The 14,440-nt window shown below is 73.7% G+C and carries 15 protein-coding genes and 1 tRNA gene; 9 read left to right on the plus strand and 7 right to left on the minus strand.

The genetic code is table 11. The features are described from left to right. Positions 1-54: 54 nt before the first annotated feature. Positions 55-969, minus strand: coding sequence for a DUF3027 domain-containing protein (locus AC559T_RS18345; protein WP_498869530.1), 915 nt, complete (start codon positions 967-969; stop codon positions 55-57). A gap of 388 nt (positions 970-1,357) precedes the next feature. Here AC559T_RS18345 and AC559T_RS18350 point away from each other — a divergent pair, with 388 nt between their 5' ends. From AC559T_RS18350 to AC559T_RS18370, 5 genes are all read left to right on the plus strand, one after another. Then, the gene (locus AC559T_RS18350; RefSeq protein WP_498869531.1) at positions 1,358-3,361 is read left to right on the plus strand and encodes an MFS transporter; all 2,004 of its coding nucleotides are present in this window, start codon (positions 1,358-1,360) and stop codon (positions 3,359-3,361) included. 243 nt (positions 3,362-3,604) lie between these two features. Further along, the gene (gene mqnB / locus AC559T_RS18355) at positions 3,605-4,546 is read left to right on the plus strand and encodes a futalosine hydrolase (protein ID WP_012157596.1); all 942 of its coding nucleotides are present in this window, start codon (positions 3,605-3,607) and stop codon (positions 4,544-4,546) included. 38 nt (positions 4,547-4,584) lie between these two features. Beyond that, positions 4,585-5,496 carry a 1,4-dihydroxy-6-naphtoate synthase gene (locus AC559T_RS18360; RefSeq protein ID WP_498869532.1) on the plus strand — a complete coding sequence of 304 codons (912 nt, stop codon included), beginning with the start codon at positions 4,585-4,587 and terminating at the stop codon, positions 5,494-5,496. Positions 5,497-5,548: 52 nt separating this feature from the next. Then, on the plus strand, positions 5,549-5,821 hold the full coding sequence (locus tag AC559T_RS18365) for a zinc finger domain-containing protein (protein ID WP_498869533.1): 273 nt from the start codon (positions 5,549-5,551) through the stop codon (positions 5,819-5,821). Between the two features lie 49 nt (positions 5,822-5,870). After that, positions 5,871-6,221, plus strand: a complete 351-nt coding sequence (locus AC559T_RS18370) for a rhodanese-like domain-containing protein (RefSeq protein WP_071063959.1) — start codon at positions 5,871-5,873, stop codon at positions 6,219-6,221. A 53-nt stretch (positions 6,222-6,274) separates the two neighbouring features. Here AC559T_RS18370 and purS read toward each other — a convergent pair whose 3' ends face one another. Continuing rightward, positions 6,275-6,538, minus strand: coding sequence for a phosphoribosylformylglycinamidine synthase subunit PurS (gene purS, locus AC559T_RS18375; protein WP_012157592.1), 264 nt, complete (start codon positions 6,536-6,538; stop codon positions 6,275-6,277). A gap of 58 nt (positions 6,539-6,596) precedes the next feature. Between purS and larE the strand changes: the two genes are divergently transcribed. After that, a complete protein-coding gene (larE, locus tag AC559T_RS18380) occupies positions 6,597-8,057 on the plus strand; it encodes an ATP-dependent sacrificial sulfur transferase LarE (RefSeq protein ID WP_498869534.1) in 1,461 nt (486 codons plus the stop codon). 22 nt (positions 8,058-8,079) lie between these two features. Here the strand turns inward: larE and AC559T_RS18385 are convergent, their stop codons facing one another. Then, complete coding sequence (locus AC559T_RS18385) at positions 8,080-8,307, minus strand: hypothetical protein (RefSeq protein ID WP_112109371.1); 228 nt, start codon at positions 8,305-8,307, stop codon at positions 8,080-8,082. A gap of 393 nt (positions 8,308-8,700) precedes the next feature. Between AC559T_RS18385 and AC559T_RS18390 the strand changes: the two genes are divergently transcribed. Then, complete coding sequence (locus AC559T_RS18390; RefSeq protein ID WP_012157590.1) at positions 8,701-9,099, plus strand: cold-shock protein; 399 nt, start codon at positions 8,701-8,703, stop codon at positions 9,097-9,099. 16 nt (positions 9,100-9,115) lie between these two features. Here AC559T_RS18390 and AC559T_RS18395 read toward each other — a convergent pair whose 3' ends face one another. Continuing rightward, the gene (locus tag AC559T_RS18395) at positions 9,116-9,280 is read right to left on the minus strand and encodes a hypothetical protein (protein ID WP_165938627.1); all 165 of its coding nucleotides are present in this window, start codon (positions 9,278-9,280) and stop codon (positions 9,116-9,118) included. Positions 9,281-9,514: 234 nt separating this feature from the next. On the opposite strand from AC559T_RS18395, the gene AC559T_RS18400 reads away from it, so the two are divergent. After that, complete coding sequence (locus AC559T_RS18400) at positions 9,515-11,344, plus strand: protein kinase domain-containing protein (RefSeq protein WP_498869535.1); 1,830 nt, start codon at positions 9,515-9,517, stop codon at positions 11,342-11,344. Between the two features lie 35 nt (positions 11,345-11,379). On the opposite strand, the gene AC559T_RS18405 is transcribed toward AC559T_RS18400, so the two are convergent. After that, positions 11,380-12,183, minus strand: a complete 804-nt coding sequence (locus AC559T_RS18405) for a TetR/AcrR family transcriptional regulator (RefSeq protein WP_498869536.1) — start codon at positions 12,181-12,183, stop codon at positions 11,380-11,382. A 183-nt stretch (positions 12,184-12,366) separates the two neighbouring features. Between AC559T_RS18405 and AC559T_RS18410 the strand changes: the two genes are divergently transcribed. Then, positions 12,367-13,209 carry an HNH endonuclease family protein gene (locus AC559T_RS18410; RefSeq protein ID WP_112109367.1) on the plus strand — a complete coding sequence of 281 codons (843 nt, stop codon included), beginning with the start codon at positions 12,367-12,369 and terminating at the stop codon, positions 13,207-13,209. A 70-nt stretch (positions 13,210-13,279) separates the two neighbouring features. Here AC559T_RS18410 and AC559T_RS18415 read toward each other — a convergent pair whose 3' ends face one another. Next, a complete protein-coding gene (locus AC559T_RS18415) occupies positions 13,280-13,612 on the minus strand; it encodes a DUF6458 family protein (RefSeq protein WP_071063968.1) in 333 nt (110 codons plus the stop codon). Between the two features lie 736 nt (positions 13,613-14,348). Further along, positions 14,349-14,431 (minus strand) — tRNA-Leu (locus AC559T_RS18420). Positions 14,432-14,440: the final 9 nt, after the last annotated feature.

Below are 14,440 nucleotides of genomic sequence, written 5' to 3' on the forward strand. Positions count from 1 at the left end.
CACTCAATCGCCACACATCATTTCGCCCGGCCCGACAGCAGGTGCCCGACCAGATCAGGAGTGGCCGTAGGGCTCCGGGCCGGCGTCGGCGTCGGCGGTGCCGGGGGGCTGGTCCGGGACTGAGCCCGGGGAGTGCGCGGCCACCCCGACCAGCTCGATGTCGGTCGGAGTCAGGTCGGAGGGGTCCTCGTCGAAGGGGACCGGCTCCGGATGCGCCGAGGGCGCGATCAGCGCCTCCGAATGGGCTCCGCAGCCGTGGTCGACGGCTGTGACCCGGCCGTCATCCGGGGCGAGCTCGTTCGCGCACACCCCGAACAGGCGGCCGAGCGCACCGACGAGCCGGACATGGAAGCCGCAGGTCAGGCAGGCCGCCGGCGCGACCTTGGCGATGGACGCGTCCGGCCCGGAGTCACCGCCGTACCAGCGCTCGGCGGCTTCCTCCCGGCCGAAGGTCGACAGCATCCGGGGGCGGCCGATCCCGAGCCCCATCCAGGCCTCGGGGTCGTCGATCTCCTCCGCGTCACTCGCCCGCAGCGCCAGCCGGGGGTCGTCCACGGCCGTCGGGAGCAGGTCGCCCACGCCGACGTCACCCGGCCGCAGGCGCTCGGACCAGGGCACCCAGGCCGGGGCGAGCACCGCGCCCTCGCCCGGCGTCAGTATGACGTCGTTGACGGTCGCCTTCCGGATGCGCGACGCACGCGCGACGACGACGGTCCAGGTCCAGCCGACGTAGGCGCGGGAGAGGCACTCGAACCGGTGCAGGACGAGCCGCTCCGCCTCGGCCTCGACACCGAGGTGCCTGCCGACCTCTGCGGGCGAATCGGCCTCCTCCTCGGCCGCGGCACGGGCGAGGTCCACCGCGCCGGCGCACACCGCGTCGAGGACGGGCTCCCGCAGCAGACGTCCCGTCCGCGCGATCCGCGCCCGCGCCGCCGGCGCGGGGGTTTCGGGCTCGGATGTCCCGGGCACCGCACTTTCGTGCCCCGACACCGCACCAGCCGGAACGTCGACGGACGCATCAGCCGGCCCACCGGCGGGCGGCCCACCGGCGGGCGGGTCACCGGCGGGCGGGTCACCCGATGCGTCGGCGGCGGAGGCTGGCGCGTCAGGTGACGTCGGGGGAGTGGGCTCGGCCGCTGCCGCCCGCGTACGGCGCGACGACCGGCGCACGGGCCGGCGTGGCTTCTCGTCCGCGGGGGACGGCGCCGTGGCCTCACTGTGATCCGTCGCAGTGCCAGCGGGGGGAACGCCGGCACCATCCGACGAACCCCGGGACCCACGGGCCCCAGCCGACTCGGAACGAACTTCTAGTGCTTCCACGGCACGTATTCTCACCCAACGACGGTCGCCCCGCCCGATGTGGTCGTGGTCTCGAGCGGTACTGGCGAGGACACTCGGCAGAGTGAAGCCGGGAAGCACGCTCACCGAAGGACTCAACCGCCTGCGTGCGACCATTCGCCGCGACGGCGCGCAACAGTCCGGGCTGTCCTCGCTGACCGAGTTGTCTTTCGTCAACGCGGCGGGCGACGCGCTCGTCACGGTGGCGCTGGCCGGCTCGCTGTTCTTCGCGGTGCCGACCGGCGAGGCCCGGTCCAAGGTGGCACTTTACCTACTGATCACGATGGTGCCGTTCGCCCTGCTGGCCCCGGTCGTGGGGCCGCTGCTGGACAGGGTGGCCTACGGGCGGCGCACCGCGCTCGCGGCCATCTGCCTCGGGCGGTGCCTGCTGGCCTGGCAGCTGGCCGGCGCGCTGGACGGGCTCGCGGTCTACCCGCTCGCCCTCGGGCTGCTCGTCCTGTCGCGGGCGTTCGGCGTCGCCCGCAGCGCCGTCGTGCCGCGAGTCACGCCGCCGGAGATGACCCTGGTCAAGGTCAACTCCCGGATCTCCCTGGTCAACATCGTCGCCGGCGCGATCGTCGCCCCGGTCGGCCTCGGGCTGGCCAACATCCCGTTCGTCGGCTATCCGTGGGTCCTGCGGGTGTGCGCGCTGATCTACATGGCCGGGGTGCTGCTGGCCTTCAACCTGCCCGGCCACGTCGACTCCGCGGCCGGTGAGCGGACGCTGCGCGAGCTCACCGGCCCGCGCCGGCGGGGCAACCTGCGCACCCGGTTCGCCGCGGCGCTCGGCGCGCTGCCCGTCGCGTTGCGGGCGACGCTGGTCCTGCGCGGACTGGTGGGCTTCCTCACCTTTTACCTGGCATTCCTGCTGCGGACGAACGGCGGCAACAACCTGTGGCTCGGCGCCCTCGCGGCGACGGCGGGATTCGGCAGCGGAATCGGCGTCCTCATCGGCGGGCGGCTCGGGCGCCGGCGTCCCGAGGGAATTCTCATGCTGGGCCTGCTGCTGGCGGCGAGCGGATGCCTCGTCGCCGCGGTGACGTACACCCGGTTCACCTCGCTGGTCGCGGCCCTGCTGGCGATGACGGCGGGCTCGATGGCCAAGCTGGCGCTGGACGCCATAATCCAGCGCGACATCGTCGAGGACACCCGGGGCTCGGCCTTCGCCCGCTCCGAGACTGCGCTGCAGCTCGGCTGGGTGACCGGCGGCGCGTTCGGGCTGATCGAGATGCCGGGCACGCTCGGCTTCGCGCTCGCCGCGGCGGCGGTCGGGCTGGCCCTCGTCCTGCAGTCCCGGGCGCTGCGGGAGGCCCGCCGCCAGGCCCGCGAGCGCCACCGGCCCACGGCCCGGGAGACCACCGGCGCCAAGCCGCCGTGGGCGGGCCCGCAGGCACCGGCGCAGCCGTCCGCGCCCGTCGCCGACACCGTTCCCGCGCCGGCCGGCTACGCGACAACCGGCTACGCGACAACCGACCACGCTGTCGCCGATCCCACAGCGACCGACCCCACCGCGGTCGGTCCCCCACCGGTCAGCACCGCACCCGCGGGTGCGGTGCCCACGGGTTCCATGAACGGCTGGTACGCCCCCGATCCGCGGGCCGACGTCCCGGTCAGTTGGCGGGGGCCCGTCGGCGGCGGGCAGTGGGCCGGCGGCGATCCCGACGCTACGAACCCGCTGGGGCACCCGCCCGTCCCCGGGCCGGCGGCGGCCGAGGGCCCGGGCGGCGCGTACGGCCCGGCACCGCAGCTGCACCATGCCTACCAGCAGCCCTACCATCTGGACTCCGGGCAACCGGGCCACCAGCAGAACGGCTACCGGCAGGGCCGACAGCAGTCGTACCAGCAGGAACCGGTCCAGGACAGGCCGCCGGGGCCGGACGCGGGCGGGACACCCGGGCCGGGTACGGCGGGGCAGGAGCAGCCCGGTGTGCCCACCCCCGCGGTGCCGCGGACGCTGGAGGATCCCGACCCTCCGGACGGCTCCGCCCGCCGTGGCCGCTGGCGCCGCGACCGGCCACGATAGCTCCCCCAGGGCAGGCCACCCGCCGCGCCTGGAGATAACCGTGAGCGCCAGATCACAGCGGGTGCTCGGAACCACGGAGGGTCGATCGCGGTGCTAGGGTCCGTCAACTAAGTCCGGTTTGCACCACATCACAGGGATCGTGCCGTCACTGCGCCGTCCGGCACGGTGGCCTGGTCGCAGACCGGCGCCCCAACGGCGCGACGGAAGACGAGGACACGTCCAAACCATGATCTTGAGCAGGTCATGACCCGCACCCTCATCGTCACCGCGGTGAACGCCGAGGCGGACGCGGTGTGCGCCGGTCTGATGGGGAGTTGGTCGCGCGGTCGCTCGCGCACTCCGTCCGGGCCCGGCGGCCTGGTCTCGCCCGACTGGGACCGGCAGTTGCTGACCACCTCGACCCTCGGGCCCTACGTCGGGCGCCGGCGCGGTCCGGTGACCGTTCTCGCCGCCGGCCCGGCTGGTCCGGCGTCCGCGGCCGGGACGGCCGTCGCCCTGGCGGTCGCGAGCGCGGCCGGCGAGCCGTTCGGGCTGGTCATCTCGATGGGGATCGCAGGCGGTTTCCGCGGCTGGGCTGAGGTCGGCGACCTGGTGATCGCCGACCGGATGGTCGCCGCGGACCTCGGTGCCGAGTCCGGACTCGACGAGCCGGCCGAGCCGGCAGCCCCGGTCCGGATCAACGAGATGGACCGCAACCTGGGCTTCCACCCCGCCGGGGCACCCCCGTACCAGCCCGGCCCGCCACCGGGCCCGGTGGCGGCGGGCGCGTTCCTGACCATGGACGACCTGGGCCTCGGCTCGTCGACCCTGCAGCCCGACGCCGACCTCGTCCGGCGGCTGACGACCGTTCTCGACATCACCGGGCGCAGAATCGTGAGTGGCACCGTCCTCACTGTGTCGACCGTGACCGGGACGGAGCGGCGGGCCGCGGCGCTCACAGCACGGCTGGACCCGGTCGCCGAGGCGATGGAGGGGTACGCCGTCGGGATTGCCGCGGGTGCGTTCGGTGTTCCGGTGACGGAGATCCGCGCGGTCAGCAACCCGGTCGGCCGGCGGGACCGCGCGGCGTGGAACACGCAGGCCGCGCTGGGCAGCCTGCGCACCGCGGCGGCGGCGCTCGTGGCACACCCGGAGGGCCTGGTACCCGCCCCCCGCGCGGAGAAGGAGTCGGGGCCGACGGGCTAGCCCGGGCCCTCGGGAGGCAACGGACCAGGAGGTCGCGCATGAGTACACCGCCGATCGGAAGCGAGGGCGGAGCGCCGGCGCCGGACCAGCTGACGCTCGCCATCTCACCGTGCCCGAACGACACCTTCGCCTTCCACGCGCTCATCCACGGGTTGGTCCCGGGCGCCCCGGCGGTGTCGACGACCTTCGCCGACATCGACGTGCTGAACGCCCGCGCCGCCGACGGCCGGGACGACCTGGTCAAGGTCTCCTACGCGGCCCTGCCGTGGCTGCTCGACCGCTACTCGCTGCTCACCGCCGGCGGCGCGCTCGGCCGCGGGTGCGGACCGCTCGTCCTGACCGCCGGGCGGACGGACCTGCGCGGCGCCTCGGTCGCCATCCCGGGCACCCGCACCACCGCCTACCTGCTGTTCCGGCTGTGGGCCGAGCAGCTCGGCATCGGCTCGATCAACGTCGTGCCGTTCGACCGGATCATGCCCGCCGTCCGGGACGGCCAGTACGACGCCGGGCTGGTCATCCACGAGTCGCGGTTCACCTACCCGTCCTACGGACTGACCGCGGTGGCGGACCTCGGTGACTGGTGGGAGGGCCGGACGGGGCTCCCGATTCCGCTCGGCGCCATCGTGGCCCGCCGCGGGCTCGACACCGCCGCGCTGTCGGCCGCCGTGCGGGCCAGCGTGGCCGCGGCCTTCGCCGACCGGGCCGCCAGCGCGACCTTCGTGATCGAGCACGCGCAGGAGATGGCCCCCGAGGTCGCGAACGCCCACATCGAGCTCTACGTCAACGACTTCACTCTCGATCTGGGGGACGAGGGCTTCGCCGCCGTCCGGGAGCTGCTCGGGCGCGCCGCCGCCGCCGGCCTCGTCCCGGAGCTGCCCGCCGGCGCCCTGACCGCCACCGCCCCGACCGCCACCGCCCCGACCGCCAGCACTCTGACCACCGGCGCGTAGCCAGAGCCGCGCCGGGCCCGTGAGCAGGGCCGGGAGTGTCACACTGACGTTCATGCCGGCGACGAGGTCGGCCAAGCTCCACGAGGCCGTCACCGGCGTGCTGCGCGACGCGGAGCGTGCCGCGCAGGGCCTGGCCGCCGGCGACCTCAAGGCGGAGAAGAAGCTCGGGCTGAACGTGCACGGCCAGGCCGGGCTACCCTGCCCGCGCTGCGGGGACACCGTCCGGGAGGTGTCGTTCGCCGATCGCTCGCTGCAGTACTGCCCCACCTGCCAGACCGGCGGGCGGGTTCTGGCCGACCGGCGGATGTCAAGGTTGCTCAGGTGAGCGCCACGCCGCATCCGCCCAGCCCCGCGGCGGGTGGCAGGATGGCGCTGTGAGTCCCCAGCAGATACCGACCGTGAACGTGACGGAGCTTCCCGTCCACCTGCCCGCCGAGGGTGGCCCGCTGCTCGTCGACGTACGCGAGCCCGACGAGTGGGCCGCCGGTCACATCGACGGCGCGGTCCACATCCCGATGGGCGACTTCCTGGCCCGCATCAGCGAGGTCCCCCGGGAGCGGGAGATCGTCGTGGTGTGCCGTTCCGGCAGCCGGTCGGCCGCCGTCACCGCGCACCTGGCCCGTGAGGGCTGGCAGGCCCGCAACCTCGTGAACGGGATGATCGGCTGGCAGGCCGCCGGCCGCCCCATGATCAGCGAGACCCCGCTCGCCCCCACCGTGCTCTGACCGTGCTCTGACCGCCGCCGCCGCCGCGGCTCACCGCGGCGGCGCGGCTCCGCCTAGTCGGCTTCCACCCGCGCTGGTTCCACCCGGACGACATAGTCCTCGATCACCGGGTTCGCCAGCAGCGTCGACGCGAGGTGCTCGATGCGCGCCAGCGCCTCGGCGTCGGCCTCGCCGTCCAGGTCCAGCTCGAAACGCTTGCCCTGGCGAACGCCGCTGATCCCGGCCACGCCGAGGCGCGGCAGCGCCGTGAGCACCGCCTGGCCCTGCGGGTCGAGGATCTCCGGCTTGAGCATCACATCCACCACAACCCTGGTCACACCCGCGGACCTTACCGGCTTTCGGCGGCCCGTCCGCCTGGCTGGTTAGGCTCGCCGGGTGTCCCCCTGGAGAACATCCACCCTGGTCGTCGGTTTCGACCTGGACATGACCCTGCTGGACGCCCGCCGCGGGATCGTCGCCACCTTCGCCGAGCTGGCCACCGAGACCGGCGTCACGATCGATGGCGAGGCCGCCGTGCGCCGTCTCGGCCCCCCGCTCGAGGACGAGATCGCCCGCTGGTTCCCGGCGGACGAGGTGGCCCGGCGGGCCGCCCGCTATCGCGAGCTCTACGCGGTGCACGCGGTGCCCGTCTCCGTCGCGATGCCGCACGCCGCCGAGGCCGTCGAGGCGGTCCGCAGCGCCGGTGGGCGGGTCGTGGTCGTGACCGCGAAGAGCGAGCCGCTGGCCCGGGCCAGCCTGGAGCACATCGGGATCACAGCGGACCACGTCGCGGGCTGGCTGTTCGCCGAGACCAAGGGCGCGGCGATCGAGGAGCACGGCGTGGACGTCTTCGTCGGCGACCACGTCGGGGACGTCCACGGCGCGCGCGCGGGCGGGGCGGCCTCCGTCGCGGTGCCCACCGGCCCCTGCCCGCCGGACGACCTGACCGCGGCCGGGGCGGACGTCGTCCTGCCCGACCTGGCGGCCTTCCCGGCCTGGCTGGCGGACGAGGTGCTCCGCCGGCGCCTGGGCACGCTCAGCGCACGGCTGGGTGAGCTCGGATCGGTGCTGGTCGCCTTCTCGGGCGGCGCGGACTCCGCCTTCCTGCTGGCCGCCGCCGCGCGGGAACTCGGCCCCGACGCCGTGGTCGCGGCCACGGCCGTGTCGGCGTCCCTGCCCGCGGCCGAACTCGACGCGGCCCGCCGCTTCGCCACCGGCCTCGGGGTGCGCCACCTGTTCCCGGCGACCGACGAGATGAGCCACGAGGGCTACCGCGCCAACAGCTCCAACCGTTGCTACTTCTGCAAGTCCGAGCTCGTCGACACACTCGCGCCGCTGGCCGTCGAGCTGGGTCTGGCGCACGTGGTCACCGGAACCAACGCCGACGACGCGCGTGCGGGGTTCCGGCCCGGCATCGGCGCGGCGGCCAGCCGGGGCGCGCGCACGCCGTTGCTGGACGCCGGTCTGACCAAGGCCCAGGTGCGCGCCGCGTCCCGGGCCTGGGGGCTGCCCACCTGGGACAAGCCGGCGGCGGCCTGCCTGGCGAGCCGGATCGCCTACGGGGTGCGGGTCAGCCCGGCCCGGCTCGCCCGGGTGGAGCGTGCCGAGACGGCGCTGCGGGTGGCCACGGCAGCGGCCGGCCTGCACATCCGCGACCTGCGCGTGCGCGATCTCGGGGACGTCGCCCGGATCGAGGTGGATGCCGACCACGTGGCCGGACTGGTGGCCCGTCCCGATCTGGTCTCGGTGGTCGTCGAGTCCGGTTTCGCCCACGCGGAGGTCGATCCCCGGGGCTTCCGGTCCGGCTCGATGAACGAGCTCCTTCCCGCCCCCGGGCGCCAGACCGAGCCGGCCTGACACCCGGATCGGGATCAGCGCCTCAGAAGGTCGGGGCGCCCTCGCCCTGCTGCCGGGCGCCCCGCTCGACGTGCTCGCGGTAGGCGGCGGCCTCACTCGGCGTCGCCGAGAGGCCGTCGGCCTCCCGCATCGCCGCGGCGTCGGCGGTACCTCCGTCGGCGTGCGCGTTCTCGTCGCGGCGACGGCTGTCCTCGGCCTCGGCGAAAGCGTCCGCGTCGCGGAAGTCGAGATCACGGTCGGGCTTCGACATGGAGCTCACTCCTCCGAACGATCGATTCTTTCTGGTTGCGCGTTGTGTGCTCCTGCTGGTGCGTCCGCTGGTGCGCGCCTTGTGCGCTTGTGTCCTGCAGCGCGACCGTTCCGCGTCACGCGCACGGCGGTCCTGCCCCGGATGCGTCTTCTGTAACGTCCTTGGGCTCCGGAAGAACTCGCCTTACCGGACAGACGCTCCATATTCCGCAGTCAGCCACGAAGTGTCCGGTGTCGGACGAACATCGGCGTGGTCATCCGGGGACGATGTCGGGCCCCGGCCACGCGGTGTCATCGTCCGCGAAGGGGCTACACATGAGGCGGGCGCCGGATAGCCTGGGAATCCGTCACCGCGTGTCAATCCGCCGATCCGCAACGCAGAACGAGGTCGCCCGTGCCCACCGGCAAAGTCAAGTGGTTCGACGTCGACAGGGGTTTCGGTTTTCTCAGCCGTGATGACGGCGACGCCGACGTCTTCGTCCACAAGGCCGCTCTGCCGTCCGGTGTGGATCGCCTCAAGCCCGGCGATCGGGTCGAGTTCGGCATTGCCGCCGGCCGGAAGGGCGATCAGGCGCTCTCGCTGCGCATTCTGAGTGCTCCTCCGTCCGTTGCCAAGGCCGCCGCGAACGCCTCACGGCGCAGCCCCGACGAGCTCCACAGCATGGTCGAAGACATGATCAAGGTCCTCGACGACGTCCAACGCGACCTGCGCCGCGGGCGCTACCCCGACCGCAGGGCGGCCCAGAAGGTGGCCAAGGTCGTCCACGCGGTCGCCAACGAGCTCGAGCGCTGACAGGCGCGACCCCCGGTCAGGCCCGGGGGTCGTCCGGCGGGGTGATCGTCACCCGGCGTCCGCAGCCCGCGCAGACCGCGACCACGGCGCCGGGCTCCTCGTCCGAGGGCACCAGGTGCGCCAGCGGCACCTGCCCACCGCACCAGGGGCAGGCCAGCCACGGCCCGGCGGTCTCGGTCATCAGCGGTGCTCCCGTCCGGGGTGTCGCGATGCGGACTGGTCCGGGGCGCACCGCTGCGCCGTCCGCTCTGGTATCGACGACTCTGACACCGACGACACCGACCCGCCGGGCGTTCCGCGCCGTGGCCGGAGAATCCGGCCATAGCTTCGGCACGCGCGGAGCCGTCGCCGCGTTGGTGCAGACTGCGAACAGGCGTAGAGCCGCTACCCCGGGCACCGAAGGTGGAACATCATCGTGGATCACAACGGGGAACGCGTCGCTCCGGCGGCGCGCGGGCAGCCGGGTGGCATGGCGCCACCCGGTGAGGTCCTGCACCCGCACGAACCCCGGGCGATCGGTCCGTACCGCCTGCTGCGCCGCCTGGGCGCGGGCGGGATGGGCACGGTGTACCTCGCAGAGTCCGCCGGCCGCCGGGTCGCGGTGAAGGTCGTCCGCCCGGACCTGGCCGCCGACGAGGAGTTCCGGCGGCGGTTCCGGCAGGAGGTCGACGCCGCCCGCCGGGTCGCGCCGTTCTGCACCGCCGAGGTGCTGGACGCCGACCCCGACGCGGCCGCCCCCTACCTGGTGACCGAGTTCATCGACGGCGTCCGGCTCGACCACGCGGTGGAGAACGGCCCGATCAGTGGCTCCACGCTGACCGGGCTCGCCGTCGGCGTGGCCACCGCGCTGACCGCGATCCACGGCTCCGGTCTCGTCCACCGTGATCTCAAGCCGAGCAACGTGCTGCTGTCGATGTCCGGCCCCCGAGTGATCGACTTCGGCATCGCGCAGGCGCTCGAGGGCGCCAAGGCGAAACCCACCGCGTGGGGCTTCGGGTCCGCCGGCTGGATGGCCCCCGAGCAGGTGAACGGCCAGGCCATCGGCCCGGAGGCCGACGTGTTCACCTGGGGCATCCTGGTCGCCTACGCGGGCACCGGTCACCACCCGTTCGGCACCGGGACGGACCTGGAGCTCAGCACCCGTATCGTCGGCTCCCGCCCGGCCCTGGACGGCCTGCCGCACGATCTGAAGGCGCTGGTCGCGGCCGCCCTCGCCAAGAACCCCGACGACCGCCCGAACGCCCGCGACCTGCTGCTGAGCCTGATCTCGCTGCCGCCCACCCGATCCGGCGACGGCCGGGACGACGGCACCGGGCGGCCGAGCGCCAGCGCCGTCGGCCAGGCCGAGGAACTGCTGAACCTCACCAGGGGCACGACCCTGCCCGGCCTCGCGCCGACCCGGATCGCCCCGGGGACGTCCGGTGAGCGGGCCCCGGCCAGCCACGGCGGCCACCCAGGTCACGGTGGCGGGGTGGGGCCGTCCGGTGTCGCTGTTCCGGCGCCGGCGGGCGCGCCGGCCTTCTCCGGGGCCCCCGGAGTGGCACGCGGGCCGGCTCCCGGCGGCGGCCCCGCGGGATTCGGGCCCTCCGGCTTCCGCCCCGCCGGTGCTGGCGCGGCACCGCGCCCACCCACGCACGGGCCAAACCCGCCGGTGCAGGGGCCGCGCCCGCCCGTCCCCTCTGGGACCAGCCAGCCTCGCTCCACGTGGCACCGCGTGCTCCTGTTCGGCGCTGCCGCGCTCGCAGTCGTCCTGGCCGCCTGGCTGATCAGCTCGGTCGCCGGCGGCTCGGACGATCCGGGAGCAGCCTCGGGAGCCGGCGACCGGCCCGCGGCGTCCCAGCAGCCGACGACTCCGCGCAGCGGGGGCCTGAACACACCCGTCCGCGACGACCAGCTCGAGTTCACCGCGAGCAAGATCAGCTGTGGCGCCGACCGCGTCGGCGACGGGTTTCTGGCCCGCCGCCCGAACGGCCAGTTCTGCCTGGTGGACATGAAGATCACTAATGTGGGAACGGCCGAGCGTGTTCTGAGCAACTCCAACCAGTACCTGCACACCTCGGACGGCGGCCGCCATGCCGCCGACTTCCTGGCCCGCTACTGGATCAACGACGGGATCTGGGACACGATCTCCGCCGGCGCCACGGTCACGGGCACCTTCGTCTTCGACATCCCCGTGGACGCGGAGGCCGAGGAGCTCGAGCTGCACGAGCGGCCGGAAAGCCAGGGCGTCACGATCCAGCCGTAACGACCCGGGCCAGCTGCGACGGCCCCCGGGGGGCGTCAGACGAGCGGCCTGGCCGCCGCCGAGATCGCGAGCGCGTCGAACGGCATCGGCCCGACGTCGAGGACGGCGTTGCCGGAACAGGGCCGCAGGCCGTCGAGCAGGAGATCGAGATGGCGCCGCCAGACCTCGGGTGCGAAACCGTCGGTCAGGTCCAGCACGACCCGCATCGACCGGACCAGCACGATCAGGTCGGAGAGCACGACGTCCGACCGCACCGCCCCGGCCTGCTGCGCCCGGGTGAACATCTCGCCGATCAGCGGGACCACATCGGCGAACAGCAGCTCGTTGGTCCGCCCGCTCCACAGCCGGCTCGACAGGAAGGCCCACTGGCAGACCTCGGTCGTGATCGACCGGATGAAGAACGACCGCAGCGCCACCGTCGGTGGCTCGGTGGCCAGCACGTCCTCGGCGATCGAGCGCAGATGATCGACGACCGTGCCGAGGATCGCCTCGATGAGCGCGTCCTTGTTCGGGAACCGCCGGTACAGCGTGCCCATCCCGACCCCGGCCCGCTTCGCGATCTCGTCGACGCCGACGTCCAGGCCCTGCTCGACGAACAGCTCACGGGCGGCGGCGAGCACACGCTCACGGTTGCGCTCGGCGTCGCGGCGCAGCGGCCGCGGCGAGCCGGGCGGCCGGGAGACCGACCTCGACCGCGCCGGCCCGGGTGGCACCGGGATCGAGCTCAGGTGCCGGGCGGGCGCGGTCTCCGCACCGGCCCGGCGCGAGAACACCGGCTCGGCACGCGGCCGGCCCAGATCATGGTCAGTCGTCCCGCCACCGGTTGGCCCGCCGTACATGCCAGAACACTGTATGGGCATCGGCCCGCCCATCCGGCCATTTCCCGGAGCCCAGCCGACGGGACCGGACACGGATCCGCATCGACGCAGGCTACGGTGGCCGTCACGGACGCAAACGGCCGTAGACGGACGGAACCGGACGTGCGAAGCGGGCCGGCCACGCCGAGCAGATCGGGGACAACAGTGGGCGAGAGCACGGCCGGCGCGGGGCCCACGAGCGCCACTGGCGCCAGGCGCCGCCGCGGAACGGGCCGTGGCGGAGCCGGCCTCGGCGGCGCGGGACGCGGGCGACTGGTCCGCGCCGCCGGCGCCCTGTGCGCGGTCGCGATCATCCTGCTGGTCGGCGGGTGCGACGAGGTCCTCGACGCCACGGCGGGAGACCCGACCGCCGCGCCCGCACCCGGCGGCGGGGTGAGCGGCGCGGGCGCCCCGCCCGGCGCAGGCTCGGCCCTCCAGGTGCTCGGCACGCTGTCGATCCGCGCCGAGGACAACTCCCCGCCCTACAAACGCAACGAGTTCGGGACGGCCTGGAGCGATGTCGACCACAACGGCTGCGACACCCGCAACGACATCCTGCACCGCGACCTGCGCAGCATCACCACCCGCAGCAACGACGACTGCATCGTCCTGACCGGCGAGCTGCGCGACCCGTACACCACCCGAATCATCCGGTTCGACCGCGGGCGCAACTCGTCGGCCGTCCAGATCGACCACGTGATCCCGCTGGCCGACGCCTGGCGCACCGGCGCACTGGAATGGACCGCGAAGGAACGCCTCGGCTTCGCGAACGACCCGGAGAACCTGCTGGCCGTCGACGGCCCGATCAACCAGCAGAAAAGCGACCAGGACGCCTCCGAATGGCTCCCACCGAGCCCCGGAATCCGCTGCGCCTACATCGCGCGCCAGGTCGGATTGAAATCCCGCTACGGCCTCTGGGTCGAACAGGCCGAGGCGGATGCCATGCGGCAGGTTCTGCAATCCTGCCCGCAGCAGCCACCGCTCGGAATGGCCGCGGCCTCCGGCTGAACACCGAACACCCGTCCGGCCGGCGACCCGCCACTGCGCGGGCCACCGGCCGGACGGCGAACGACTCCGGTCAACGCACCGGCGGGTACCCGGCGCGCCCGTCCACGTCATAGTCCGCCGGGACGTCCACCTGCCGGGTGGTGCGGCGGTGCACCCGCAGGGCCTGGGCCGGGGGCTCCTCGTACGCCCCGGCCTCGGGGTAGACGTCCACATCCGACCGCGTCACGAGGGCGCGCCGCCGCCGGGGCGCGAACACCGCGAGCTCCAGGACGAGCCCGACCGCCCCGGCCAGCATGAGGATGATCCCGACGACCGCGATGTCGAGCCCGGAGATCGTCACGTCGACCGCGAACGTGAGGATCGCGCCGAGCGCCATCAGAAATACTCCGGCACCGATTCCCATTGCGTTACTCCCTCCGAGGGCCTGTCCGGCGGAGGACGCTGACGAGGTGACCTCCGACCTTCGTGATCGGGGTCGGAGTACCCGGTGCGCCGACCGGTACTCATCCCGATGTGGGAGACATTCCGGACCGCCAACCGGTCCACCCCCCATGGCCGCCCGCCCTGACCACGGTTTTGACCCTGGCTTGTGCTGGTTAAGGGACCGAATCCCGCTTCGCACGATCTCGGGGGTTTGCTTCGCCTAAAACCGGGCATCGGGGCGTCAGCCGCTTCTCCGGGGTGAAGCGCGCCACTGGGCCGGGCCGTCAACTTGAGTCGCTGCTCGCAGCCCCAGTCATTCCGCACGCCGCAGAGGCGGCAACGGGATCAGCGGTGCCCGGCTTCACGCCCGCCACCCGTGGCCGACCGGCTGGCCGCGTCGGCGCCCTCTGCCCTGGACCCGGACTCGAGCTGGCGGGCCGGGATGCCAAGCATGTTTCCAGACCAGCAGAGAGAGGCTGAGACAACACGCTCCGGAGCAAGACCCACGCCCCCGAGATCGAGCGAAGCGAGACCGAGCCCCCCGGCCAGCCCCCAACCGAAAACCAGCCTTTGGGCCCCACGCACAGGAAGCCGAAGCGTTCGGAGCCACCGCACCCCAGCCCTCTGGGGGGTCTCGGGGGGTCACCCCCCGGAAAGCGTCGCGGCCCGCCGCGCAGCCAACCCGAAGGGGCTGGCAAGCACGACGGGCCGGCTCGTGGGCGAGGGGGGAGTTGAACCCCCACGTCCGTTAGGACACACGGACCTGAACCGTGCGCGTCTGCCATTCCGCCACTCGCCCGAGTGGGAC

This window comes from Frankia sp. Hr75.2 (assembly GCF_949319125.1).
Taxonomy (GTDB): domain Bacteria; phylum Actinomycetota; class Actinomycetes; order Frankiales; family Frankiaceae; genus Parafrankia; species Parafrankia soli.

Coding starts and splice junctions, on each gene's coding strand:
- AC559T_RS18405 (WP_498869536.1), bottom strand. CDS start 12,183: ATGTACGGCGGGCCAACCGGTGGCGGGACGACTGACCATGATCTGGGC.
- mqnB (WP_012157596.1), top strand. CDS start 3,605: ATGACCCGCACCCTCATCGTCACCGCGGTGAACGCCGAGGCGGACGCG.
- AC559T_RS18360 (WP_498869532.1), top strand. CDS start 4,585: ATGAGTACACCGCCGATCGGAAGCGAGGGCGGAGCGCCGGCGCCGGAC.
- AC559T_RS18365 (WP_498869533.1), top strand. CDS start 5,549: ATGCCGGCGACGAGGTCGGCCAAGCTCCACGAGGCCGTCACCGGCGTG.
- AC559T_RS18350 (WP_498869531.1), top strand. CDS start 1,358: ATGTGGTCGTGGTCTCGAGCGGTACTGGCGAGGACACTCGGCAGAGTG.
- AC559T_RS18395 (WP_165938627.1), bottom strand. CDS start 9,280: ATGACCGAGACCGCCGGGCCGTGGCTGGCCTGCCCCTGGTGCGGTGGG.
- AC559T_RS18415 (WP_071063968.1), bottom strand. CDS start 13,612: ATGGGAATCGGTGCCGGAGTATTTCTGATGGCGCTCGGCGCGATCCTC.
- AC559T_RS18385 (WP_112109371.1), bottom strand. CDS start 8,307: ATGTCGAAGCCCGACCGTGATCTCGACTTCCGCGACGCGGACGCTTTC.